Here is a 19,424-nt window from a genome sequence, read left to right as displayed (position 1 = left end):
TTTGCCGTTATCTCAATGAGAGGGCCGGGCGGATTTCGCCCGGTTCCATCAGGGTGGTACCGCGGGAGCAGTCTCGCCCCTTTTTTGGGGCGAGATTTTTCGTTTTATGGAAAATACATAGCTGCAAGGATTTTTGATGGAGGGATATAAGTTAATATGTTCAAAAAAGTAGAACCTACTATGAACTTTGTTCCCATCGAAGAAAAGGTGCTTGATTTTTGGAAAAAAGAAAGGATTTTCGAAAAGACTTTGGAAAATCGAAAAGACGCCCCGCACTACGTTTTCTATGAAGGCCCCCCTACCGCTAACGGTAAACCCCACGCAGGCCACGTCCTTACCAGGGTTATAAAGGACCTGATTCCGAGGTACAAAACCATGTTGGGCTACAGAGTGGAGCGCAAGGGGGGCTGGGACACGCACGGCCTTCCGGTAGAACTGGAAGTGGAAAAACAGCTAGGGATAAGCGGAAAGCCCCAAATCGAGGAATACGGCGTCGAAGAGTTCATTAAAAAGTGCAAGGAAAGCGTATTCACATACGAGCAGGAATGGAAGAGGATGACCGAGCGGGTAGGCTTCTGGATAGATATGGAGAACCCCTACGTCACCTACCACAACACCTACATCGAATCGGTTTGGTGGGCGTTGAAAAAAATCTGGGAGAAAGGCCTGCTTTACAAAGGCCACAAAGTAGTGCCCTACTGTCCCAGGTGTGGAACGTCGCTTTCCAGCCATGAAGTGGCCCAGGGTTACGAGGAAGTGGAAGACCCGTCGGTATTTGTGAAGTTCCCGCTGGAAGGCGAGGACAGTACTTATTTCCTCGTTTGGACCACGACGCCGTGGACGCTACCGTCGAATGTGGCGCTGGCGGTAAAGGAAGATGCGACCTACGTAAAAATCGAGCAAAACGGGGAAAGGCTGATACTTGCGGAAGAAAGGCTGGGCGTCGTAGAAGGGGAATACGAGGTTTTAGAGAAATTCCCGGGGGACAAACTTGCGGGACTAAAGTACAAGCCAGTATTTCCGTTCTTTGAAGAATACAAGGATAAAGCTTTTTACGTAGTAACGGGAGATTTCGTGACCATGGACGAAGGAACGGGGATAGTGCACATGGCGCCGGCCTTCGGTGAGGACGACTACCGGATGGGGCAGAAATACGGACTTCCGATACTGCAGCCCGTGGACACCCAGGGAAGATTTACCGAAAAAGTCGCGCCCTGGGCGGGAATGTTCGTGAAAGATGCCGACAAGGATATAATAAAGAACTTGAAACAGAGGGGGCTTCTTTACAAATCCGAAAGATACCTTCATACCTATCCGTTCTGCTGGAGATGCGACACGCCGCTTCTTTATTATGCCAGGAGCAGCTGGTTCATCAAGACGACGGCGGTAAAAGAAAGACTTTTGGAGTTAAACCAAAAAATTGGATGGCACCCGGAACATATAAGAGATGGACGTTTTGGCAATTTCCTGGAAAACGTCATAGATTGGTGTTTTAGCCGCGAGCGCTACTGGGGCACGCCCTTAAACATCTGGGTATGTGAAGAGTGCGGTAAGGAACACGCCGTGGGAAGCATCGAAGAAATGAAGGCGATGAGCAAGCTGCCAATTGGAGATATAGAGCTGCACAAGCCCTATGTGGACGAAGTTATATTGAGGTGCCCTGACTGCGGCGGCGACATGAAGCGCGTTCCCGAAGTTATAGATTGCTGGTTTGATTCAGGCTCCATGCCCTTTGCCCAGTTCCACTATCCTTTCGAAAACGAAGAAGTGTTCAGGGAACGTTTCCCTGCTGACTTCATATCCGAAGCCATAGACCAGACCAGGGGATGGTTCTACAGCCTCTTTGTGATTTCAACGTTGCTGTTTGATACCTCGCCCTACAAGAACGTCCTCGTTATGGGACACGTCCTCGACCAGTACGGGCAGAAGATGAGCAAGCACAAGGGCAACGTGCTCGACCCCTGGGAGGTGCTCAACGAGCAGGGAGCCGATGCGATGCGGTGGTACCTGTACGTGGCCAGCCCTCCGTGGATGCCGAGCCGCTTTTACAAGGAGGCCGTGAGCGAGGCCCAGAGGAGATTTTTGGGGACCCTTTGGAACATATATTCATTCTTCACGTTATACGCCAGCATTGACAATTTTGACCCGAGGAAATATTCTCTTGACCCGAAAGAAAGGTCCGAGATGGACCGGTGGCTGCTTTCCAGGATAAACAGCACCAACAAGAAAGTCAGAGAAAGCCTGGACCATTTCGACATAACGACGGCAGCAAGGGCTTTAGAACAGCTGGTGGACGACATGAGCAACTGGTACGTTCGCCGGTGCCGGGAAAGGTTCTGGAAGTCCGAAATGGACAACGACAAAATCGCGGCGTACCTCACCCTTTACGAAGCACTGGTCACGTTCATAAAGATGGCGGCGCCCTTCGTTCCGTTCATCACCGAAGAACTCTATCAGAACCTGGTGAGGGTTCCTTACCCCGACGCACCCGAGAGCGTGCACCTTTGCGATTATCCGGAGGTGCAGCAAGAACTCATCGACGAGAAGCTGGAGCACAAGATGGAAATGGCGAGGAAAATCGTAGAATTGGGCCGGGCTGCGAGGAACAAAGCAAAAATCAAAAACCGCCAGCCCCTTTCGAAAATGATGGTGCAGCTCAGGAATCCCAGAGATGAAGAGCTCTTGAAAGACCTGACTGATATAATAAAAGAAGAGCTGAACATAAAAGAAATCGAATACATCCACATGGCGGAACAGTACTTCACCTATATGCTAAAGCCGCGCTTTGACCTTTTGGGCCCCAAATACGGCAAACTCATGCCAGCTATTGCCCGGGAAATTTCCAAAGCCAATGCTGCTGAACTTATAAGGGAGGCCAGGGAAAAGGGCGAAGTCGTCCTCAATGTGGAAGGTCAGGAAGTAAGGCTCACCCAGGAAGAGCTCGACATAAGGGCCCAGGACAAAGAAGGATTCTGCACAGAAGGAGAAGGCGGCTACTACGTCGTGCTCGACACCACAATTACCCGCGAGCTGATGCTGGAAGGAATAGCCCGGGAGCTCACCAGCAAGATTCAGAACATGAGGAAAGAAGCCGGATTCGAAGTGGAGGACAAGATTTACGTCTATTACACTGGGGATAGCGTAATCGACGAGGCGTTAAACGTCCACGGCGAAGAAATCAAAGGCGATACCCTTGCTATTTCCATCGAAAAAGCCGCCCCGCCTGAGGGCAGCTTCGCCAGGGAGTGGGACATAAACGGGCACAGAGCAATTTTGGGAGTAAAAAAGATGGGAGGTGAGTAATGTGAACGAGGCTATTAGGGTTTTAAAGGAAAGGAGAAGCGTGCGCCAGTACGAGGCAAAGCCCATTCCAAAAGAAATAATTGAAGACATCATAGACTGCGCAAGACTTGCTCCTTCTGCGAATAACGTTCAGCCTTGGGTATTCGTAGTGGTAACCAGCGAAGAAGGAAAAAAGGAACTGGCGCGGCTTGCAACATGGGGTAAATTCATAGCCGATGCCGCCGCCTGCGTGGCAGTTTTTTGCGAGAGGGACAACAAGCATGCTGTGGAAGATGGTTCTGCTGCTACAGAAAATATCATGCTAGCAGCTAAAGCACACGGTATCGGCTCTTGCTGGGTAGCGGGATACAGGAGGCCTTACAGCGAGGAGGTCAGGCAGTTCCTCAGGGTGCCCGAAAAGTACGAACTAATCTCGCTCGTGCCACTGGGGTACCCTGCTCAAACGCCAAATCCACCCAAAAAGCCGCTTTCCGAAGTGCTAAAGTGGGAGAAATATGAATAAACTTAAGCCCGAGGGTTTAAACCTCGGGTTTTGCTTTTTTTAACAAACCTTTAAACGGCAGCAGGAAAAGGGCAAAAACCGTAGAAAATTTTTAGGGATGGATATTAGTTTTCGTCAGGAGGCGGATATTTTTGAAACTCATCACAAGGCCTGAGGAAATAAAAGAAAACGAACCGGTGTTATACATGGCGGGCGGTTATATTGCCCTTCCGGAAATCGACAGGGAAGGAGCGATAAAAAGCGTTAATGTTACTTCGATGCAGAACAAGGGACTTATAGAGATAAGAGGAAGCAGATACCTGTTAAAACCCCATTTTTACGATAAAAACGGCGGGCGATTAAAACCGGAAAGAGTAATATGGAGAAAAGAACTGTACTACATTCCAGCCTTCGAATTCATTTTTAAAGACTTTGTCGTCAGGGTCAGGATATACGCCGACCTGCGGGAAAAGGGTTTTGTGTACGAACTTGAAAGCGACATAGACCTTGAAGTGAAGTATGATTTCAGGCCCGACAGGGTCAATTTCCTGCGCTTTAATACCCACAAGTGCCATGGTGTAAAAAGGCTTTTTACCGACAAATGGCTGAAAAACCCATGTATATCTTTTGAAGGAAATAATTTTTCGCTGGCGGCGGCAGTGGGCGGTGACAAGGATTTCACCTGTGTTTTTGAGGAAAAAGAGACGGATATTAATGAGGACCTGGAACTGATCGCGTCGTTAAAACTGAAGGCAGGTACAAAAAACGCCCTGTATTTTGCCCTCAATGCTGACCCCGACGGGGCCAGCACTACGCTGATTCACCTGAGGAGAAAGGGCCTGGAGAGGATATATAAGGAATTTGCTGAATTTCTGAGGGAAAGAATAATAACTTCAACGGATAAAGATATAGAGAGAATCCTCAATGAAAATCTCTTTTTCAATTATTTTTTCAGCACAGCGGTGGACTTTTACTCCGACAGGCTGGTGGCTATGACTTCCAGGAGCAACAGGTATTACGTATCCGGCGCTTTCTGGGAAAGGGACTGTTTCTTATGGTCCCTCCGGGCTATCAAACTCTGCGACAGGAAGTTTTACGAAAGGCTCTACCGGGAACTCCTTTTGACCCATTACAGGAACGCCGGGGATCACGCCCATTACATCGACGGTACCGTTTTGTACCCCGGCTTTGAACTGGATGAGGCCTGCAGCTATTTTATAGACCTTGATTTCGACCTTGCTTTTTACGATAAAGAAGTGCTGGAAGCATTCGATTACATCGTAGAAAGGATAGAGAAGGAATACGACCATGAAATGGGGCTATACAAGACTTTCCTTCTTCCGTCGGACGACCCAGCCGACCACGATTTTGTGCTCATCGACAACGTCCTGGTTTTGAAAGCTTTTGAGAAGCTGATAGGTGTCTATAAAAAACTCGGAAGGCCTACCGGTATCCTGGAGAATAGAGTAAAGAGGCTTAAAGAGAGCATAAAAAAATTTATCGTAGAAGTGGACGGAAAAAGGCTCTATGCCTGGTCGATAGACCGGGAGGGGAATTTCAGGCTATATAACGACCCGCCGGGAAATCTTGGCACCCTGGTCTTTTATGGCCTGCCTTTGGATGACGTTTTTAAAAATACGGTGTCGTATTATTACTCTCCCCGGTACGAATATTACGACGAAACCGCCCGGTTTAAAGAACTCGCCTGCGATCACCACCCCAATACGCCTTCAGGCCTGGGGCTTTGCGGGAGTCTGCTGAACCCGCTGAGAAGGGAAGAAGCGCTTTTTATAGTAAAAAATGCGCCCTTTGACAACGGAATCCTCTGCGAGAGCTTTGATAAAAACACGGGAGAAGTGAGAACCGGGGCCGGGTTCGCCACCGGTGCGGGGTATCTAGCTTTCGCGCTTTACAAAGCCGTGGTGGAAGGAGAAAGGCAAAATGATAAAGGCGTGCGCCCTCCAGCTGAGGTTTGAAAATAAGGAGAAGTACATTGAAGATATTAATAAATACCTCCGGGACATAAAAGCGGATATCGTGGTCCTTCCTCCCCTAGCGGGGCTGTTATTTTCATCCAGCGCCGAGTATCTTGCGTTTCACCTGGAGCTTTCAAAAGGCAAGGATTTCGTTCTGGTGCCCGGGAGTTTCATCGAGGATGGCTACCACAAGGCGGTTATAATGCAAAGGGGCAAAATACTTCATACCCAGTGCCAGACCCACCTTTCGGGGCAGGATGAAAGGGACGGCTTAAAAAGGGGAGATGAACTTGAGATTTGCCCGACGGCTGTGGGCAACGTAGGCATACTCGTAGGCAACGACTGCTTTCATCCGCAGTGCGGCAGGATTCTTGGCCTACAGGGGGCCGACATCGTGGTGGGGCTCTATGCGGTTGAAGGGGGTTACAACCGCTGGCTTCAGTTGTCCGGCATATGGCAGCAGGTCCAGCAGAACCAGTTTTTTGCTGTGGAATGCGCCGCCAACGGGAGGATCCGCGATAAAATATACGCCGGGCGGAGCATAATTCACAATCCTATATGGGGAGGTTCCAGCGGTATTTTGGGCGAAATGGGGGAGGATGAAGAAGGGGTTCTCGCGGCAGTGCTTGATTTTGACAAGAGAAATGAAATTAAATCCGTTTACCCGCTGTATAAGTATTTGAACAGAAAACTTTACAAAAAAGAGTGGGGATACTGATGGGATTGCTGGATTTTGCGGCAAAGATGTTTCTCTCATATAAGTTTAACCCGAAGCCCCTTAAACGGCACATATCCGGATTGAAGGTTAAAAAGTATAATAGGGAGCCTGGTTTGAAGGTTGCAGCAGCCCAGGTGGAATTCAGGCTCCATAAATCGACCATAGAGTATTTTGAGCATATGAGGCGTCTTGTAAAGAGGGCAGCGGAGGAGGGGGCTAGGCTCATAGCTTTCCCGGAAAATATTCACCTTCCTCTTTACGGCCTCCTGCCAGGGATAGAGAAAAAGTTCTCCGGGGATGGCCGGAAAGATGATGATGGTGAAAAAATGAGGGCCGCATTGATGCTGCTCGGGCCGTACGTAAAAGGCATTTATTTCTTGACCTTCAGCTCCCTCGCCCGCCTCTACGAAATGTACGTGATGGGGGGAAGCATCACCGTCCCTGAAAACGGGGAGCTTTACAACACGGCGTATTTATTTGGCCCTGACGGGAAGCTCATCGGCAGCCAGAAAAAGCTTCATGCGACCCCTGAGGAGGAATCTTTCGGGCTGAAAACGGGAGAGGAATTGAATGTCTTTAAACTACCATTTGCAAACGTAGCCTTTCCAGTTTGCATGGATGCCACTTACTTTGAAACTTTCGAAATCGCAAGGATGAAAGGGGCCGATATAGTTATAATCCCCATCGCCAATATGGAGGAGTACGATTTTTACAGGGCTCTCAGGGGCATATGGCCCAGAGTCCAGGAGAGCCGGGTTTACGGCATAAAGAGCGCACTGGTGGGAAGGGTGGCGAAGTTTTATTTTACCGGCAAGGCTGGAATATATGCCCCGCTGGATTTAACCGAAAACAGGGACGGTGTGGTGAAAGAAGCAAAACATTATCAGGGGGATGATGTGGTTACGGCATCCATTGATATCGGGGCATTGAGAAAATACCGGGAGGAAGATGAGCTGCTGAAGGACAGAAACGAGGAGCTTTACAGGAAGTACCTGTCAAGACTCTATTGAGGGGTGAATAGCCGTGAAGATAAAAGAATACTTCATGTATCCCGTGGCTTACTTAGGCATAAGTGTCCTCATGCAATCCCTCGTGTCCTGGTATGCGTACTTTTATGCTCCTCCGGAAGGCAACCCCTATAACCTCGTGCCGCTGGCCTCTGTGAGCCTTGTAGGTGTAGCCATGATCATAGGCAGAGTTATAGATGCGATATCGGATCCCCTGGTAGCTTACTGGAGTGACAACTTCAAGAGCAGGCTTGGCAGGAGGAAACCCTTCCTGATTTTTGGGGCCTTTCCGTTGGTGCTGAGCTATATACTTATTTGGTTCCCCCCAAAACCCTACGAAAGTTTTGCAAACTTTGTATATTTGGCCGTTATGCTTTCCCTTTACTTTATATTTTTCACCATATACGTGGCGCCATATCTTGCACTTCTGCCGGAGATTGCAACAGACTCCGTTGAACGGGCGGCCGTTTCAACTTACCAGTCGGTGTTCAATACAATAGGGCTTTTGCTCCAGGGGGTGGCCTGCCCCGTACTTATAGCCCGGTACGGAGTAAGGGCTATGGGGGTCATACTTGGCGCGCTGTCGCTTATAACCCTGATAATGCCGTTTGGGGTAAAAGAGCGAAAGATACCGGAAACGGATGGGGCCAGTGTCAGCCTGAAGGAAAGTCTTATTTTGACTTTGAAAAACAGGGAATTCATGTATTATGAGATATCGTTCCTTTTCTACTGGTTTGCCATTAACATGGTCACAATAGCGCTGCCTTATATAGCCACGGTGAACATGCGCCTTAGCGGAACTGAAACCGCTCTCCTGCAGGGCTTGCTTTTTATAGATGCCATACTCATTTCACCATTTATGCTGGCGTGGATAAAAAAATACGGAAAGAAAAAGGTGTACAATGCATCGATGACTATGTTTATGGTACTCCTATTTGTCATGTTTTTCGTAGGTAGACCGTATCTTTTCCTCGCATCTAAATGGTTCGGCTTTCTGGTGGTAGGCCTCGCCGGGTTCCCGCTGGCTGCGGTCTTCATAATACCCAATGCCATTATAGCCGACATAACGGATATAGATGAGGCCATAACCGGGCGCAGAAGGGAGGCCATGTTCTTTGGAGTTCAGGGCTTACTGGTAAAAACGGTTACAGGTCTTTCATCGTTTTTTACCACCGGAGTGCTTTTCAAATACCTGGGCTATAGTTTCGAAAAACCCTCGGGTATTTATGCGTCATGCCTGCTGGCGGCCGTATGTATCCTGTTGGGCCTAATGGTTTTCAGGAATTATTCTCTTGATGAAGGAAGTCACACTAGTTTTTGAGAGAGGGGAAACAGCATTGGAGATAACATTTACCGGTATTCAACCTTTCAGCCTTGAGGTGGTGGCGGAATGCGGCCAGGCCTTTCGCTGGAACAGGATGGAGGACGGGGGTTACCTGGGCGTGGTGGGAAACCTGGTGATAAAGGCCTATCAGGAGGAAGATACTTTAAGGGTGTTAACGAACGGTGGCGAGGAGTCGATTGAAATTATCCGAGATTATTTTGACCTGGGAAGAGATTACAGGGATATTGAAGAAAAATTGTGCGCCTTTCCGGAATTGACGCCGGCTGTAAAGTTTTGCAGTGGTAACCGCATACTTCATCAGCAGCCCTGGGAGACCCTGATCTCCTTTATTCTTTCAGCCAACAACAGCATACCGAATATAAAGCGGACGATAGAGCGGATGGCGAGATGCTTTGGAATTCCTGTGGAATTAGAGGGAGAAACATACTATACCTTTCCCACTCCGGAGGTGCTAGCGTCTCTATCGGAATCCCAGATCAGGGATACCCGCTGCGGCTTCAGAGGCAGGTACATTATTGAGGCGGCCCGGATGGTAGCAGCTGGTGACATAGACCTGGAAAAACTTAAAGATCTTACCACGGAAGAAGCAAGGCAACTTCTCATGCGAATCCCAGGCGTGGGACGCAAAGTTGCCGACTGTGTGCTTCTTTTTTCCCTAAGAAGATTTGACGCCTTCCCAGTAGACGTGTGGATAAAAAGGGTTGTCGAGTACCTTTACTTTGGCGGCAGGGAAGTGCCGGTAAAAGAGATTTTAGATTTTGCCGAAAAAAGATTTGGAAATCTTGCCGGATTTGTCCAGCAGTACCTTTACCATTACACCAGGACCTGCTGGGGTGATATTCAAGCCAGGTTTAAAAGAATATAGGCTTGGCTTTCCATTGATAGAATAATCTTAACAAACAAAAGACAGGTGGGAATCTTCCATGATTGTGGAAACGACCATAAATGCACAAACCAAAAACTACTTAAAGGAAAAGGAACTAGCGGAGTTAATCAAGAAAATGGAATTCGACAAAGAATATATGGTGCAAATATTCAATTTTTTCACGGATGTTCATCCCCAGGATATCCGGAAGTTTATCATCGCCTATGGCATTGCCGAAAAAAATTTAAAGGATTTCTACGAAAAGTACGTAAAGCCGTATTATCCCAACAAACAACTGGAGGAGATGCTTGAAAATGCCTGAGAACTGGATTAACCTATTTAGAAAGGCGATTGGTATTTTAGATAATGCCGGCATACCTGAAAACGAGTGGTCATTCGGAGGGGGAAGCGCGCTGTCATTATATTATAACCATAGGGAAAGTTTTGATGTGGATATTTTTTTGACCGATGCACAGTATTTGCTGTTGGTTACACCGCGGCTGAGTTCTTATGCGGAAGGAATTAAGGATTATACCGAAATGTCGAATTTTGTAAAATTGAAAATGGATGAAGGGGAGATAGACTTTATACTGGCTCCCCATTTGACCGAAGATTGGTACGTAGAAAAAGAAATCTTAGGCCGCAACATTCAGGTAGAAACCCCCTGGGAGATAGTTATAAAAAAGCTTTTCTACAGGCCGGAAAGTTTGAAGGTTAGGGATGTTGTAGATACTGCCGTAGTCCTTAGAAATGAATGGTGTAAGATGCTGGAGAATAGTAAAATTTTAGCTTCCAAAGTCGAAATATTGGACTTCAGGTGGGAGAAAATAAAAAGTTTTTATAAAAAAGAGGCTGAAAAACTTATAATTCATGACGCTTCAATATTGGAGGAAGCAGCTGAACTTTTTGATAGGTACCTTCAAGAGATAAAGACAAAGTGATAATTTTCGTTATAGAAACTTTATAGCCATCAGCCTATTTTTTTGATATACTATATTTAGATAATCATCAAAATATCATGGGGGGATTTATGTGGCTGAAAAGAAAAGATCCACCCTTCCGGTGAATTGGCTTCTCTTGGGCCTTATAGCCTCCCTGTACGTTATGGGCTTTGCTGTATATCCGAGGCTTCCTGACATGGTGCCTTCCCACTGGAACGTTTCGGGCCAGGTGGACGGGTACATGTCCAAAACCATGCACGTACTTTTCATGCCCACCGTTGTACTAGGAATGTATTTACTTCTTTCCTTTGCTCCGGCCATTGACCCGAAACCGGAGAGCTACGAAAAGTTCAGATACGTCTACGGAACCTTCAGGACGATAATGGTTTTGATTTTTTCCGCGTTATATATAGCAACTACATTGTACGCCCTGGGCGTTCCCGTTTCCATAGGAAAGTTTACCATGCTGGCGATCGGCTTGATGTTTGTGTTTGTGGGCAATTACATGGGAAAGATAAGGCACAACTACACTTTCGGGATAAAGACCCCATGGACACTGGCAAACGAAGAGGTTTGGAACAAGACCCACCGCATTTCGGGGCCTCTTTGGGTGATTGCGGGTTTTATTTGGATTTTGGGCCTATTCTTGGAGGAAAAACTGGGATTTTTCCTGAGCATGGGATCGATCCTTGCTGTTACCATTTTCGGCTTTGTTTATTCGTATTTGCTCTTTAAGAAAATGCAGACCTAGGGATAAGAAAAATAGGGGGAAGTTGATATGGGGCTCAGTTCGGCCTTTAAGGCCCTTTCCGATCCCGTGCGAAGGAAAATCCTGTACATGCTAAAGGAAAGGGATATGACCGCCGGCGAGATAGCGGAGAAGTTTGATATCTCCTGGCCCACCATTTCCCATCACCTTAATGTTTTGAAACAGGCGGGTATGGTTATAGACGAGCGGAAAGGACAGAATATCTATTACTCCCTCAACACATCGGTATTTGAAGAAGTGGTGGCTTTTCTCATGGAACTTTGGGGCAGGAAAGAAACGGGGTTTTGAAAATCGAAATAAAATTTCTATTGCCTATTGAAAAAATTTATAATAAAATATAAAGTGAATACAATAACTAAATAACCCTGTGGATGATGGGTGCGGGAGAGACCCCTTAAAGGGGCGCCGAAGGGGTAAGCGGCAACGCCCGCGAAACTCTCAGGCAAAAGGACCGCATCCGGACATGCCTCTGGAGAGCCGAAAGGCACCGACGGGGCAATTTCCCGAATTTACAAAATTCGGGAGAGAATCTCTCAGGTAGACGACAGAGGGAAATAAAGGTATACCCCTTTATTTCTCTTTTTTGTTTGCTTTTGGGAATAATAAATTACAAGGAGGTGAAGGCTTTGCTGGAGGTAAACAGCGAAAACTTCGAACAGGAGGTATTAAAATCGGAAAAACCAGTGCTTGTGGACTTCTGGGGGCCGAGATGCGAGCCCTGCAAGGCCCTGATGCCCCAGGTGGAAAAGCTCGAGGAAGTATACGGCGACAGGGTAAAGTTCTGCAAGCTTGATACTTCAAAAAATATGCGGCTCGCCATCAGCCAGAAAGTCATGGGGCTTCCTACCATAGCGATTTACAAGAACGGCGAGAAGGTAGACCAGGTCACAAAGGATGTCACCATCGAGATGGTGGAAGAGATGATTAAAAGGAACATATAGGGGAGGATAGAAAATGAAACTGGAGCTCGGGTATTTTAACGTAAAGGACGTGGTGTTCGGCGATACCACCCGGTACGAAAACGGCGTCCTCACCGTAAGCAAAAAAGAACTTTCCGAGCTCGTCCTCGAAGACCAGAGGATAAAAGACGTGGACTTCGATGTGGCAAGGCCGGGTGAAGAGGTAAGGATAATTCCGGTCAAAGACGTCATAGAGCCCCGGGTGAAGGTGACCGGCGGAACTATTTTCCCGGGTTTCCTGGGAAAACCCACCACCGTGGGCGAGGGAAGGACCCACGTATTGAAAGGAATGGCGGTAGTGACCTGCGGTAGAATAGTGGGTTTCCAGGAAGGCATAATCGACATGAGCGGGCCCGGAGCCGAATACACCCCGTTTTCAAAACTTGTCAACCTGGTTGTCGTGGCAAATCCCGTGGAAGGCCTTTCCCAGCACGAACACGAAGAAGCCCTTCGAATTGCGGGACTTAAAGTGGCGGCGTACGTCGCGGGCTGCGTAAAGGAAAAAGAGCCCGAAGAGATTAAGGTCTATGAGACAAAACCGTTACCCCAGGCCTTAAAAGAATATCCGGACCTTCCCAAAGTGGCTTACGTTTACCAGCTTCAGAGCCAGGGGCTTTTGCACGATACATACGTCTACGGCGTCGACGCCAAAAAGATAATACCTACCTTAATATACCCCACCGAGCTGATGGATGGAGCAATAGTAAGCGGCAACTGCGTTTCCGCCTGCGACAAGAACCCCACCTACGTACATCAAAACAACCCCGTCGTCGAGGAACTTTACAGGCGCCACGGCAAGGATATAAACTTCGTTGGCATAATAATAACCAACGAGAACGTCACCCTTGCCGATAAAGAACGTTCCTCAGACTACACGGCAAAACTCGCCGAATACCTGGGCCTCGACGGCGTCATCATCACCGAAGAGGGCTTCGGCAATCCCGATACCGACCTCATAATGAACTGCAGGAAAATCGAAGAAAAGGGAATAAAAACCGTGCTCATTACCGATGAATACGCCGGAAGGGATGGAGCATCCCAATCGCTGGCCGACGCCGATCCGAAGGCTGACGCGGTGGTAACAGCGGGCAACGCCAACGAGGTGATAGTGCTCCCGCCCATGAAGAAAGTGATAGGCCTGGTAGATACGGCCGCCGTCATAGCCGGCGGTTCCCAGAAGGCGTTGAGGGAAGATGGAAGCATCGAGATCGAACTTCAGGCTATAACCGGAGCCACTTCGGAAGTCGGTTTTACGCGCTTGAGCGCGGTAACTCTTTAAATTTCAAAGGGAGGCGAAATCATGTTTGAAGGAAAAAAGATAGTGATAGTAGGGGACAGGGACGGAGTTCCAGGTCCAGCCATAGAAGCCTGTATGAAGACTACCCCCGGTGAAGTGGTGTTTTCTACCACCGAGTGTTTCGTCTGAACGGCCGCTGGTGCTATGGATCTGGAGATCCAAAAAAGAATCAAAGAACTGGCCGAGGAGTACGGCCCGGAAAACGTCGTCGTGATATTGGGCGGCGCCGAGCCTGAAGCAGCCGGTATTGCGGCCGAAACGGTCACCAACGGCGATCCCACCTTTGCAGGGCCTTTAGCTGGCGTATCCTTAGGGCTTGCAGTATATCACATCGTGGAGCCCGAGGTTAAGGCGGCTGTTGATCCTGCCGTTTACGAGGAACAGGTCGGGGTAATGGAGATGGTTCTGGACGTAGAAGGGCTTGCCAGGGAGGTCAAAAAGTACCGCGAACAGTACTCCAAGTACAGGGCGTAAATTTAAGGTATCGTCCGAAAAGTCCGAAAGGAGGGCGCAAAGTGGGTAAATTCAGGGTTGTCCACTATATAAACCAGTTTTTCGCGGGCCTTGGCGGTGAAGAAAAGGCCGATTTACCGCCTCAGGACAAGGAAGGCCCGGTGGGGCCCGGCACGGCTTTCAACGCTGCCTTTGCAGGGGAAGCGGAAATCGTCGGCACCGTCATATGCGGGGATTCGTATTTCAACGAACATCAGGAAGAAGCGAAAGCCGATATTTTGGAGCGAATAAAAAAATATAATCCCGATTTAGTAGTCGCAGGCCCCGCCTTCAACGCCGGGCGATACGGGATGGCCTGTGGCGGTGTGTGCAAGGCCGTAAAGGAGACGTTAAATATCCCCGCCGTCACCGGCATGTTTAAAGAAAACCCCGGCGTAGAGGTATACAAAAAGGATGTATATATCGTTGAGACCGCCGGCTCGGCCGCCGGCATGCGGGAAGCGGTGCCGAAAATGGCAAAACTCGCCCTGAAGCTTGCAAAAGGCGAAGCTTTGGGTACTCCTTCGGAAGAGGGCTATATACCGCGCGGAATAAGAAAGAACGTCTTTGTCGAAGAATACGGGGCGAAAAGGGCCGTCGACATGCTGGTGAAAAAGCTAAAAGGCGAGCCTTATACGACCGAATACCCAATGCCCGATTTCGACAGGGTCCCACCCGCACCGGCAGTAAAGGACCTCTCAAAGGCCACCGTGGCCTTAGTGACATCCGGAGGTATCGTCCCTAAGGGCAATCCGGATAAGATAGAAGCCTCCAGCGCTTCCAGGTTCGGTAAATACGACCTGGAGGGCGTGGATTACCTCACCCCGGAAAAGTTCCAGACGGCCCACGGTGGCTACGACCCCACCTACGCCAACCAGGACCCCAACCGGGTTTTGCCCGTGGACGTAATGCGCGAACTGGAAAGGGAAGGCGTGATAGGAAAACTCCACAGGTACTATTACGCCACGGTGGGCAACGGAACGTCGGTGGCAAGTGCGAAAAAATTCGCCCAGGAAATTGCAAAGGAACTTATCGCCGACGGGGTGCAGGCTGTAATCCTTACCTCCACCTGAGGGACCTGTACTCGTTGCGGTGCAACGATGGTAAAGGAACTTGAAAGGGCTGGCATTCCCACGACCCACGTGTGCACGATAGTGCCCATTTCCCTGACGGTGGGTGCAAACCGTATCGTTCCGGCAGTCGCAATACCGCACCCCCTCGGCAATCCTTCGCTGACAAAAGAGCAGGAGAAAGCGTTGAGAAAACGGCTGGTTCTTAAAGCGTTGAAGGCTCTGACAGAGGACGTAGAGAGGCAGACGGTCTTCGAAGATTAAAACCACAGAAAAAGCACTGGCATCCGAAGGAGGGCTAATCGTGAGCAATGCCGTGATTTCCGGTGCCAGCTACGTGCTGGTGCACGTGCCAAACCTCACGATGGTAGCTGGCACCACCCAGCTTTTAGAAAGGGAAAACCCGGGTTCCGAATATATAAAAAGGGTAAGGGACCACTTGAGGACTTACGAGGAAGCTGTTGCTTATCCGCCTAACCAGACTTATATAGGAAATATATCGCCCGAAGAATTGAGGAACATAAAAAGGCCCTGGTACCAAAATCCGCTTAAAGATTCCTCGCGGTTCGGGCGTTACGGCGAGATAATGCCGGAAGACGAATTTTACGGCCTTATGGCATTGTCCGACGTCTTCGGCCTTGTAATCCTCGAACGGGAGTTTGCGGAAGGCGTAAAACAAAAGCTCCTCAGCCACCCGCTCTTTTCAGCGGATGACGTAAACCGCATAAAGAACGTTGCAGACGAGGATACGATAAAGAAGCACATTGAAGAGGGCGCTGTAGAACTGAAGTGTGACGGCAAGTTAGTGGGCTGCGTGAGAAAGGCCCACGACCGGGACGAAGCCCTCTCGGCCCACGTCATGGCGGAGAATCTTGCCACAAAGGCTTCGGCAGTTCTGGCTTTAAGGCACCTTTTTAAGGTCACCGGAATTTCACCGGGCGAGGTGGACTATATAATCGAATGTTCGGAAGAGGCCTGCGGCGATATGAACCAGAGGGGTGGTGGGAATTTCGCCAAAGCCATAGGGGAAATCGCCGGCTGCGGCAATGCGACAGGAGCCGACATGAGAGGCTTTTGCGCGGGTCCCACTCACGCCCTTATTAGCGCCGCGGCCCTGGTGAAGGCCGGCGTGTATAATAAGGTGGCGGTAGTCGCGGGAGGAGCGGCTGCAAAGCTTGGCATGAACGGCAGGGACCACGTGGCAAAGGGCATGCCGCTTTTGGAAGACGTGCTCGGAGGTTTTGCGGTGCTGGTGAGCAGTGACGACGGCGTAAACCCCGTTATAAGGCTCGATTCTGTCGGAAAGCACCCGATAGCAGCGGGCGCGGCACCACAGGCCGTAATGCAGAGCATCGTCTACGACCCCCTGGACAGATTGAACCTCAAGGCATCCGATGTGGACAAGTACGCCCCAGAACTTCAAAATCCCGAGATAACCGAACCTGCAGGGGCAGGGGACGTCCCCAAGGCCAACTATAAAATGATCGCCGCTATTGCAGTGAAACGCGGGGAGCTCAAAAAGGAAGAGATGGAATCCTTCATAGAAAAGCACGGTGTGGTGGGATTTGCCCCGACCCAGGGCCATATCCCGTCGGGAGTACCGGTTATCGGTTACGTCAGGGAAAGGATTTTGGCCGGAAGCATGACGAGAGCCATGATAATAGGCAAGGGGAGCCTCTTCCTGGGACGCATGACCAACCTCTTCGACGGCATATCCTTTATCATGGAGAAGAATCCCGGAGCGAAAAAGGAAGAAAAAATGCCTGATATCTCGTCGTACCTGGCGGAGGCCTTCCGCGAATTTGCGGAATACTTGAAGACGAGGGGGGAGGCCGGTGCCCCTAGATAAGTCCGAACTTTTCAATATGCTCGCCGATGCACTGGAAGGCCGCAGTGCAAAAAAAGTTAAGGTGGGATTGACCGTCCACGGCAGCGAGCATCCCCCCGGGATGCTGATAGGTGCGGCAAAGGAAGCGGCAAAGAGCCTCGATGGGGTAGAGATAGTGCTTATCGGTGCTGGCGAGGAAGTAGAAGGCCGGGGGATTCAATGTGTAAAAGCCGGCACGCTGGAGGAAGCCCACCGGATTATGGAAAAGATGCTGGACGGCGGGGAACTGGACGCCGCGGTCACCATGCATTACAGCTTCCCGGTAGGCGTATCAACCGTGGGCAGGGTGGTGACGCCTGCAAGAGGTAAGCCCGTGTTAATTGCAACAACCACGGGGACCTCCTCCGCCAACCGGGTAGCGGCGATGATGAAAAACGCCGTTTACGGAATTATAGTTGCAAAAACCCTGGGGATTGAAAACCCGAGCGTGGGCATACTCAACGTCGACGGTTCCCGGCAGGTGGAAAGGCTTCTCAAGCAGCTTTCAGAGCAAGGATACGAAATAAATTTTGCCGGATCCATGAGGGCCGACGGCGGGTGCATAATGAGAGGTAACGACCTCCTCGCTGGCTCCTGCGACGTCATGGTGACGGATACCCTGACCGGCAACATCCTCGTAAAAATACTTTCGGCCTACACCACAGGCGGCGATTACGAAGCATTAGGTTGGGGCTACGGTCCCGGCATCGGCGAGGACTATAGAAGGATAATCCTCATCCTTTCTAGGGCCTCCGGAGCGCCGGTGGTGGAAGGGGCCATCCGGTACGCCGTAGAATTGGTGAGGGGAAATCTCCTCAAGAAAGCATCGGAGGAATTCGAAAAGTTGAGGAAGGCAGGATTTCACGAACTCATAGGCGAACTGGAAAAGACCGGAAAACCCGAGGAAAAGACGATTGTTGAGCCGCCCCCTAAAAAAGCTGTGACGGAAGAGATAGCGGGCATAGACGTGCTTCAGATGGAAGAGGCGGTAAGGATTTTATGGAAAAGCGGAATATATGCGGAGAGCGGCATGGGGTGCACGGGGCCGGTAATCATGGTGGCCCATGAAGACCTGAAATCCGCTGTGGACATATTGAAGGCCGCGGGATATTTGTAGACATTTGAAAAATATGACGAAAAGCCCGAGTCTAAGAAAGACCGGGCTTTTTTATTTTTAGTGTAACCAGAACGTGTCTTAAAAAATATTATATCAAGAGATGAATTTTTAGCTGGAGGGAGTGGGAAAGATGAGAAAAATAGCAATGCTTCTGGTAGTTCTGCTGCTTCTTTCGGTTTTTGCATCGGGGTGCGGAAAGCAGGTGGCAAAACAAGAGCCTTCGGGTGAAGGTAAAGCCCAGGCCGGCAACTTCCCGGGCGTAGAGCCCCTTTCACCCCCGGTAAAGGTGACCGTGGGAATGAAGCAGGTGGTGTCCGATGCGGGAGTGCTCATAGGGATGGCGAAGGGATACTACAAGGAACTCGGGATAGAAATCGAGCCGGTGCAGTTTAACACGGGTCAGGACATGATAAACGCCCTCGGGGCAGGCCAGCTCGATGTCGGATGCACCGTGACTGCATCTGGCCTGTTTAACGCCATCTTGCGGGGAATACCCATCAAAATAGTGGCCGACAAGGGCATAAACGTCCCGGGCATGGGCTATTACAGGCTGGTTATCAGAAAGGACCTGGTGGACGAAATAAAAGATTACAAAGACCTGAAAGGCAGGAAGCTTGCCATTGTGGGGACCGCGTCGCTGGACGAAATTGCCTTAGACCGGGTGCTCAACAAAGGCGGCATGACCACCGCAGACGTCGATCTTCAGGTTATAAGGTCGTTTCCGGATATAGTCGCTGCGATGAGCAACAAGAGCATCGATGGCGGAATGCTCATAGAGCCCTTTATAGCAGCGGCGGTAGAAGAAGGCATAGGAGATCCGTGGAAGGACCCCTCCGAATATGACCCGGATGCCCAGACCGCCCTTTTGGTATACGGAAAGAGCATGATAGAACGCCCCGAAGTCGCAAAGAGGTTCATGCTTGCCTATATAAAATCCCTGAGGGACTACAATGACGCATTTTTCAAGAACAAAAACAAGGGCGAAATAATATCCATTCTTGCGGAATATTCTTCGGTGAAGGATAAGGCGCTTTACGATAAGATGTTTCCGGTAGGGCTCAACCCGAACGGCTACGTCAGGATGAAGGGAATTCAGATGGACCTGGATTGGTACATCAAGAGAGGCCTTTTGAAAGGTGAACTCAAGGCCGAAGATGTGGTGGACAATAGTTACGTAGACTATGCTCTGAGCGTCCTCGGTAAGTATGAATAATTAT

18 protein-coding genes, 2 riboswitches and 1 other annotated feature (1 of these 21 running past the window's edge) are annotated in these 19,424 nt (G+C 49.6%); all 18 genes read left to right on the top strand.

The features are described from left to right. Positions 1–84: a binding site (T-box leader), on the top strand; it begins 135 nt to the left of the window's first position. A gap of 72 nt (positions 85–156) precedes the next feature. The 18 genes from ileS (at position 157) to AN618_RS00810 (ending at position 19,420) form a co-directional block, all read left to right on the top strand. After that, positions 157–3,303 (top strand): isoleucine--tRNA ligase, encoded by a 3,147-nt coding sequence (gene ileS / locus AN618_RS00905; protein WP_066350902.1) that lies wholly within the window; start codon positions 157–159, stop codon positions 3,301–3,303. Position 3,304: 1 nt separating this feature from the next. Then, on the top strand, positions 3,305–3,805 hold the full coding sequence (locus tag AN618_RS00900; protein WP_066350895.1) for a nitroreductase family protein: 501 nt from the start codon (positions 3,305–3,307) through the stop codon (positions 3,803–3,805). Between the two features lie 131 nt (positions 3,806–3,936). Further along, positions 3,937–5,760, top strand: a complete 1,824-nt coding sequence (locus tag AN618_RS00895; protein ID WP_222926198.1) for a hypothetical protein — start codon at positions 3,937–3,939, stop codon at positions 5,758–5,760. After that, complete coding sequence (locus AN618_RS00890) at positions 5,726–6,478, top strand: carbon-nitrogen hydrolase family protein (RefSeq protein WP_066350893.1); 753 nt, start codon at positions 5,726–5,728, stop codon at positions 6,476–6,478. Before AN618_RS00895 ends, AN618_RS00890 begins: the two co-directional genes overlap by 35 nt. Beyond that, positions 6,478–7,488, top strand: a complete 1,011-nt coding sequence (locus tag AN618_RS00885; RefSeq protein WP_066350891.1) for a nitrilase-related carbon-nitrogen hydrolase — start codon at positions 6,478–6,480, stop codon at positions 7,486–7,488. Before AN618_RS00890 ends, AN618_RS00885 begins: the two co-directional genes overlap by 1 nt. A 13-nt stretch (positions 7,489–7,501) precedes the next feature. Beyond that, positions 7,502–8,806, top strand: a complete 1,305-nt coding sequence (locus tag AN618_RS00880; protein WP_066350889.1) for an MFS transporter — start codon at positions 7,502–7,504, stop codon at positions 8,804–8,806. Continuing rightward, positions 8,781–9,695 carry a DNA-3-methyladenine glycosylase family protein gene (locus AN618_RS00875; RefSeq protein ID WP_066350888.1) on the top strand — a complete coding sequence of 305 codons (915 nt, stop codon included), beginning with the start codon at positions 8,781–8,783 and terminating at the stop codon, positions 9,693–9,695. Before AN618_RS00880 ends, AN618_RS00875 begins: the two co-directional genes overlap by 26 nt. A 58-nt stretch (positions 9,696–9,753) precedes the next feature. Continuing rightward, positions 9,754–10,017, top strand: coding sequence for a hypothetical protein (locus AN618_RS00870; RefSeq protein ID WP_222926196.1), 264 nt, complete (start codon positions 9,754–9,756; stop codon positions 10,015–10,017). Further along, entirely contained in the window at positions 10,010–10,636 is a 627-nt protein-coding gene (locus AN618_RS00865) for a nucleotidyl transferase AbiEii/AbiGii toxin family protein (RefSeq protein WP_157081586.1), read from the top strand. The genes AN618_RS00870 and AN618_RS00865 overlap by 8 nt, the downstream gene beginning before the upstream one ends. Before the next feature lie 91 nt (positions 10,637–10,727). Further along, a complete protein-coding gene (locus AN618_RS00860; RefSeq protein WP_066350885.1) occupies positions 10,728–11,387 on the top strand; it encodes an SdpI family protein in 660 nt (219 codons plus the stop codon). 27 nt (positions 11,388–11,414) lie between these two features. Beyond that, a complete protein-coding gene (locus tag AN618_RS00855; protein ID WP_066350884.1) occupies positions 11,415–11,693 on the top strand; it encodes an autorepressor SdpR family transcription factor in 279 nt (92 codons plus the stop codon). 83 nt (positions 11,694–11,776) lie between these two features. Continuing rightward, positions 11,777–11,869, top strand: a riboswitch (glycine riboswitch). Further along, positions 11,870–11,963, top strand: a riboswitch (glycine riboswitch). It abuts the riboswitch before it with no gap. A gap of 68 nt (positions 11,964–12,031) precedes the next feature. Beyond that, positions 12,032–12,346: a thioredoxin TrxA gene (trxA, locus tag AN618_RS00850; protein ID WP_066351003.1), complete on the top strand. Its 315-nt coding sequence runs from the start codon at positions 12,032–12,034 to the stop codon at positions 12,344–12,346. Between the two features lie 13 nt (positions 12,347–12,359). Next, positions 12,360–13,643, top strand: coding sequence for a glycine/sarcosine/betaine reductase component B subunit (locus tag AN618_RS00845; RefSeq protein WP_066350882.1), 1,284 nt, complete (start codon positions 12,360–12,362; stop codon positions 13,641–13,643). Positions 13,644–13,664: 21 nt separating this feature from the next. Next, positions 13,665–14,135, top strand: a complete 471-nt coding sequence (gene grdA / locus AN618_RS00835; protein ID WP_083514968.1) for a glycine/sarcosine/betaine reductase complex selenoprotein A — start codon at positions 13,665–13,667, stop codon at positions 14,133–14,135. A gap of 41 nt (positions 14,136–14,176) precedes the next feature. Next, complete coding sequence (gene grdB / locus AN618_RS00830) at positions 14,177–15,487, top strand: glycine reductase complex selenoprotein B (RefSeq protein WP_083514967.1); 1,311 nt, start codon at positions 14,177–14,179, stop codon at positions 15,485–15,487. Between the two features lie 40 nt (positions 15,488–15,527). Next, on the top strand, positions 15,528–17,072 hold the full coding sequence (gene grdC / locus AN618_RS00820; protein WP_066350873.1) for a glycine/sarcosine/betaine reductase complex component C subunit beta: 1,545 nt from the start codon (positions 15,528–15,530) through the stop codon (positions 17,070–17,072). Further along, positions 17,059–18,207 (top strand): glycine/sarcosine/betaine reductase complex component C subunit alpha, encoded by a 1,149-nt coding sequence (grdD, locus tag AN618_RS00815; protein WP_222926194.1) that lies wholly within the window; start codon positions 17,059–17,061, stop codon positions 18,205–18,207. Before grdC ends, grdD begins: the two co-directional genes overlap by 14 nt. A 130-nt stretch (positions 18,208–18,337) precedes the next feature. Then, positions 18,338–19,420: an ABC transporter substrate-binding protein gene (locus AN618_RS00810; protein WP_066350871.1), complete on the top strand. Its 1,083-nt coding sequence runs from the start codon at positions 18,338–18,340 to the stop codon at positions 19,418–19,420. Positions 19,421–19,424 lie beyond the last annotated feature (4 nt).

It is taken from the genome of Fervidicola ferrireducens, from assembly GCF_001562425.1.
Lineage (GTDB): Bacteria > Bacillota > Thermosediminibacteria > Thermosediminibacterales > Thermosediminibacteraceae > Fervidicola > Fervidicola ferrireducens.
This window is presented reverse-complemented; position numbering and strand designations above follow the sequence as displayed.

What these genes read in the sequence shown, in the direction of transcription:
- AN618_RS00870 (WP_222926196.1), top strand. Translation starts at nt 9,754, where the DNA reads ATGATTGTGGAAACGACCATAAATGCACAAACCAAAAACTACTTAAAG.
- AN618_RS00810 (WP_066350871.1), top strand. Translation starts at nt 18,338, where the DNA reads ATGAGAAAAATAGCAATGCTTCTGGTAGTTCTGCTGCTTCTTTCGGTT.
- AN618_RS00865 (WP_157081586.1), top strand. Translation starts at nt 10,010, where the DNA reads ATGCCTGAGAACTGGATTAACCTATTTAGAAAGGCGATTGGTATTTTA.
- AN618_RS00845 (WP_066350882.1), top strand. Translation starts at nt 12,360, where the DNA reads ATGAAACTGGAGCTCGGGTATTTTAACGTAAAGGACGTGGTGTTCGGC.
- ileS (WP_066350902.1), top strand. Translation starts at nt 157, where the DNA reads ATGTTCAAAAAAGTAGAACCTACTATGAACTTTGTTCCCATCGAAGAA.
- AN618_RS00875 (WP_066350888.1), top strand. Translation starts at nt 8,781, where the DNA reads ATGAAGGAAGTCACACTAGTTTTTGAGAGAGGGGAAACAGCATTGGAG.
- AN618_RS00890 (WP_066350893.1), top strand. Translation starts at nt 5,726, where the DNA reads ATGATAAAGGCGTGCGCCCTCCAGCTGAGGTTTGAAAATAAGGAGAAG.
- AN618_RS00885 (WP_066350891.1), top strand. Translation starts at nt 6,478, where the DNA reads ATGGGATTGCTGGATTTTGCGGCAAAGATGTTTCTCTCATATAAGTTT.
- AN618_RS00855 (WP_066350884.1), top strand. Translation starts at nt 11,415, where the DNA reads ATGGGGCTCAGTTCGGCCTTTAAGGCCCTTTCCGATCCCGTGCGAAGG.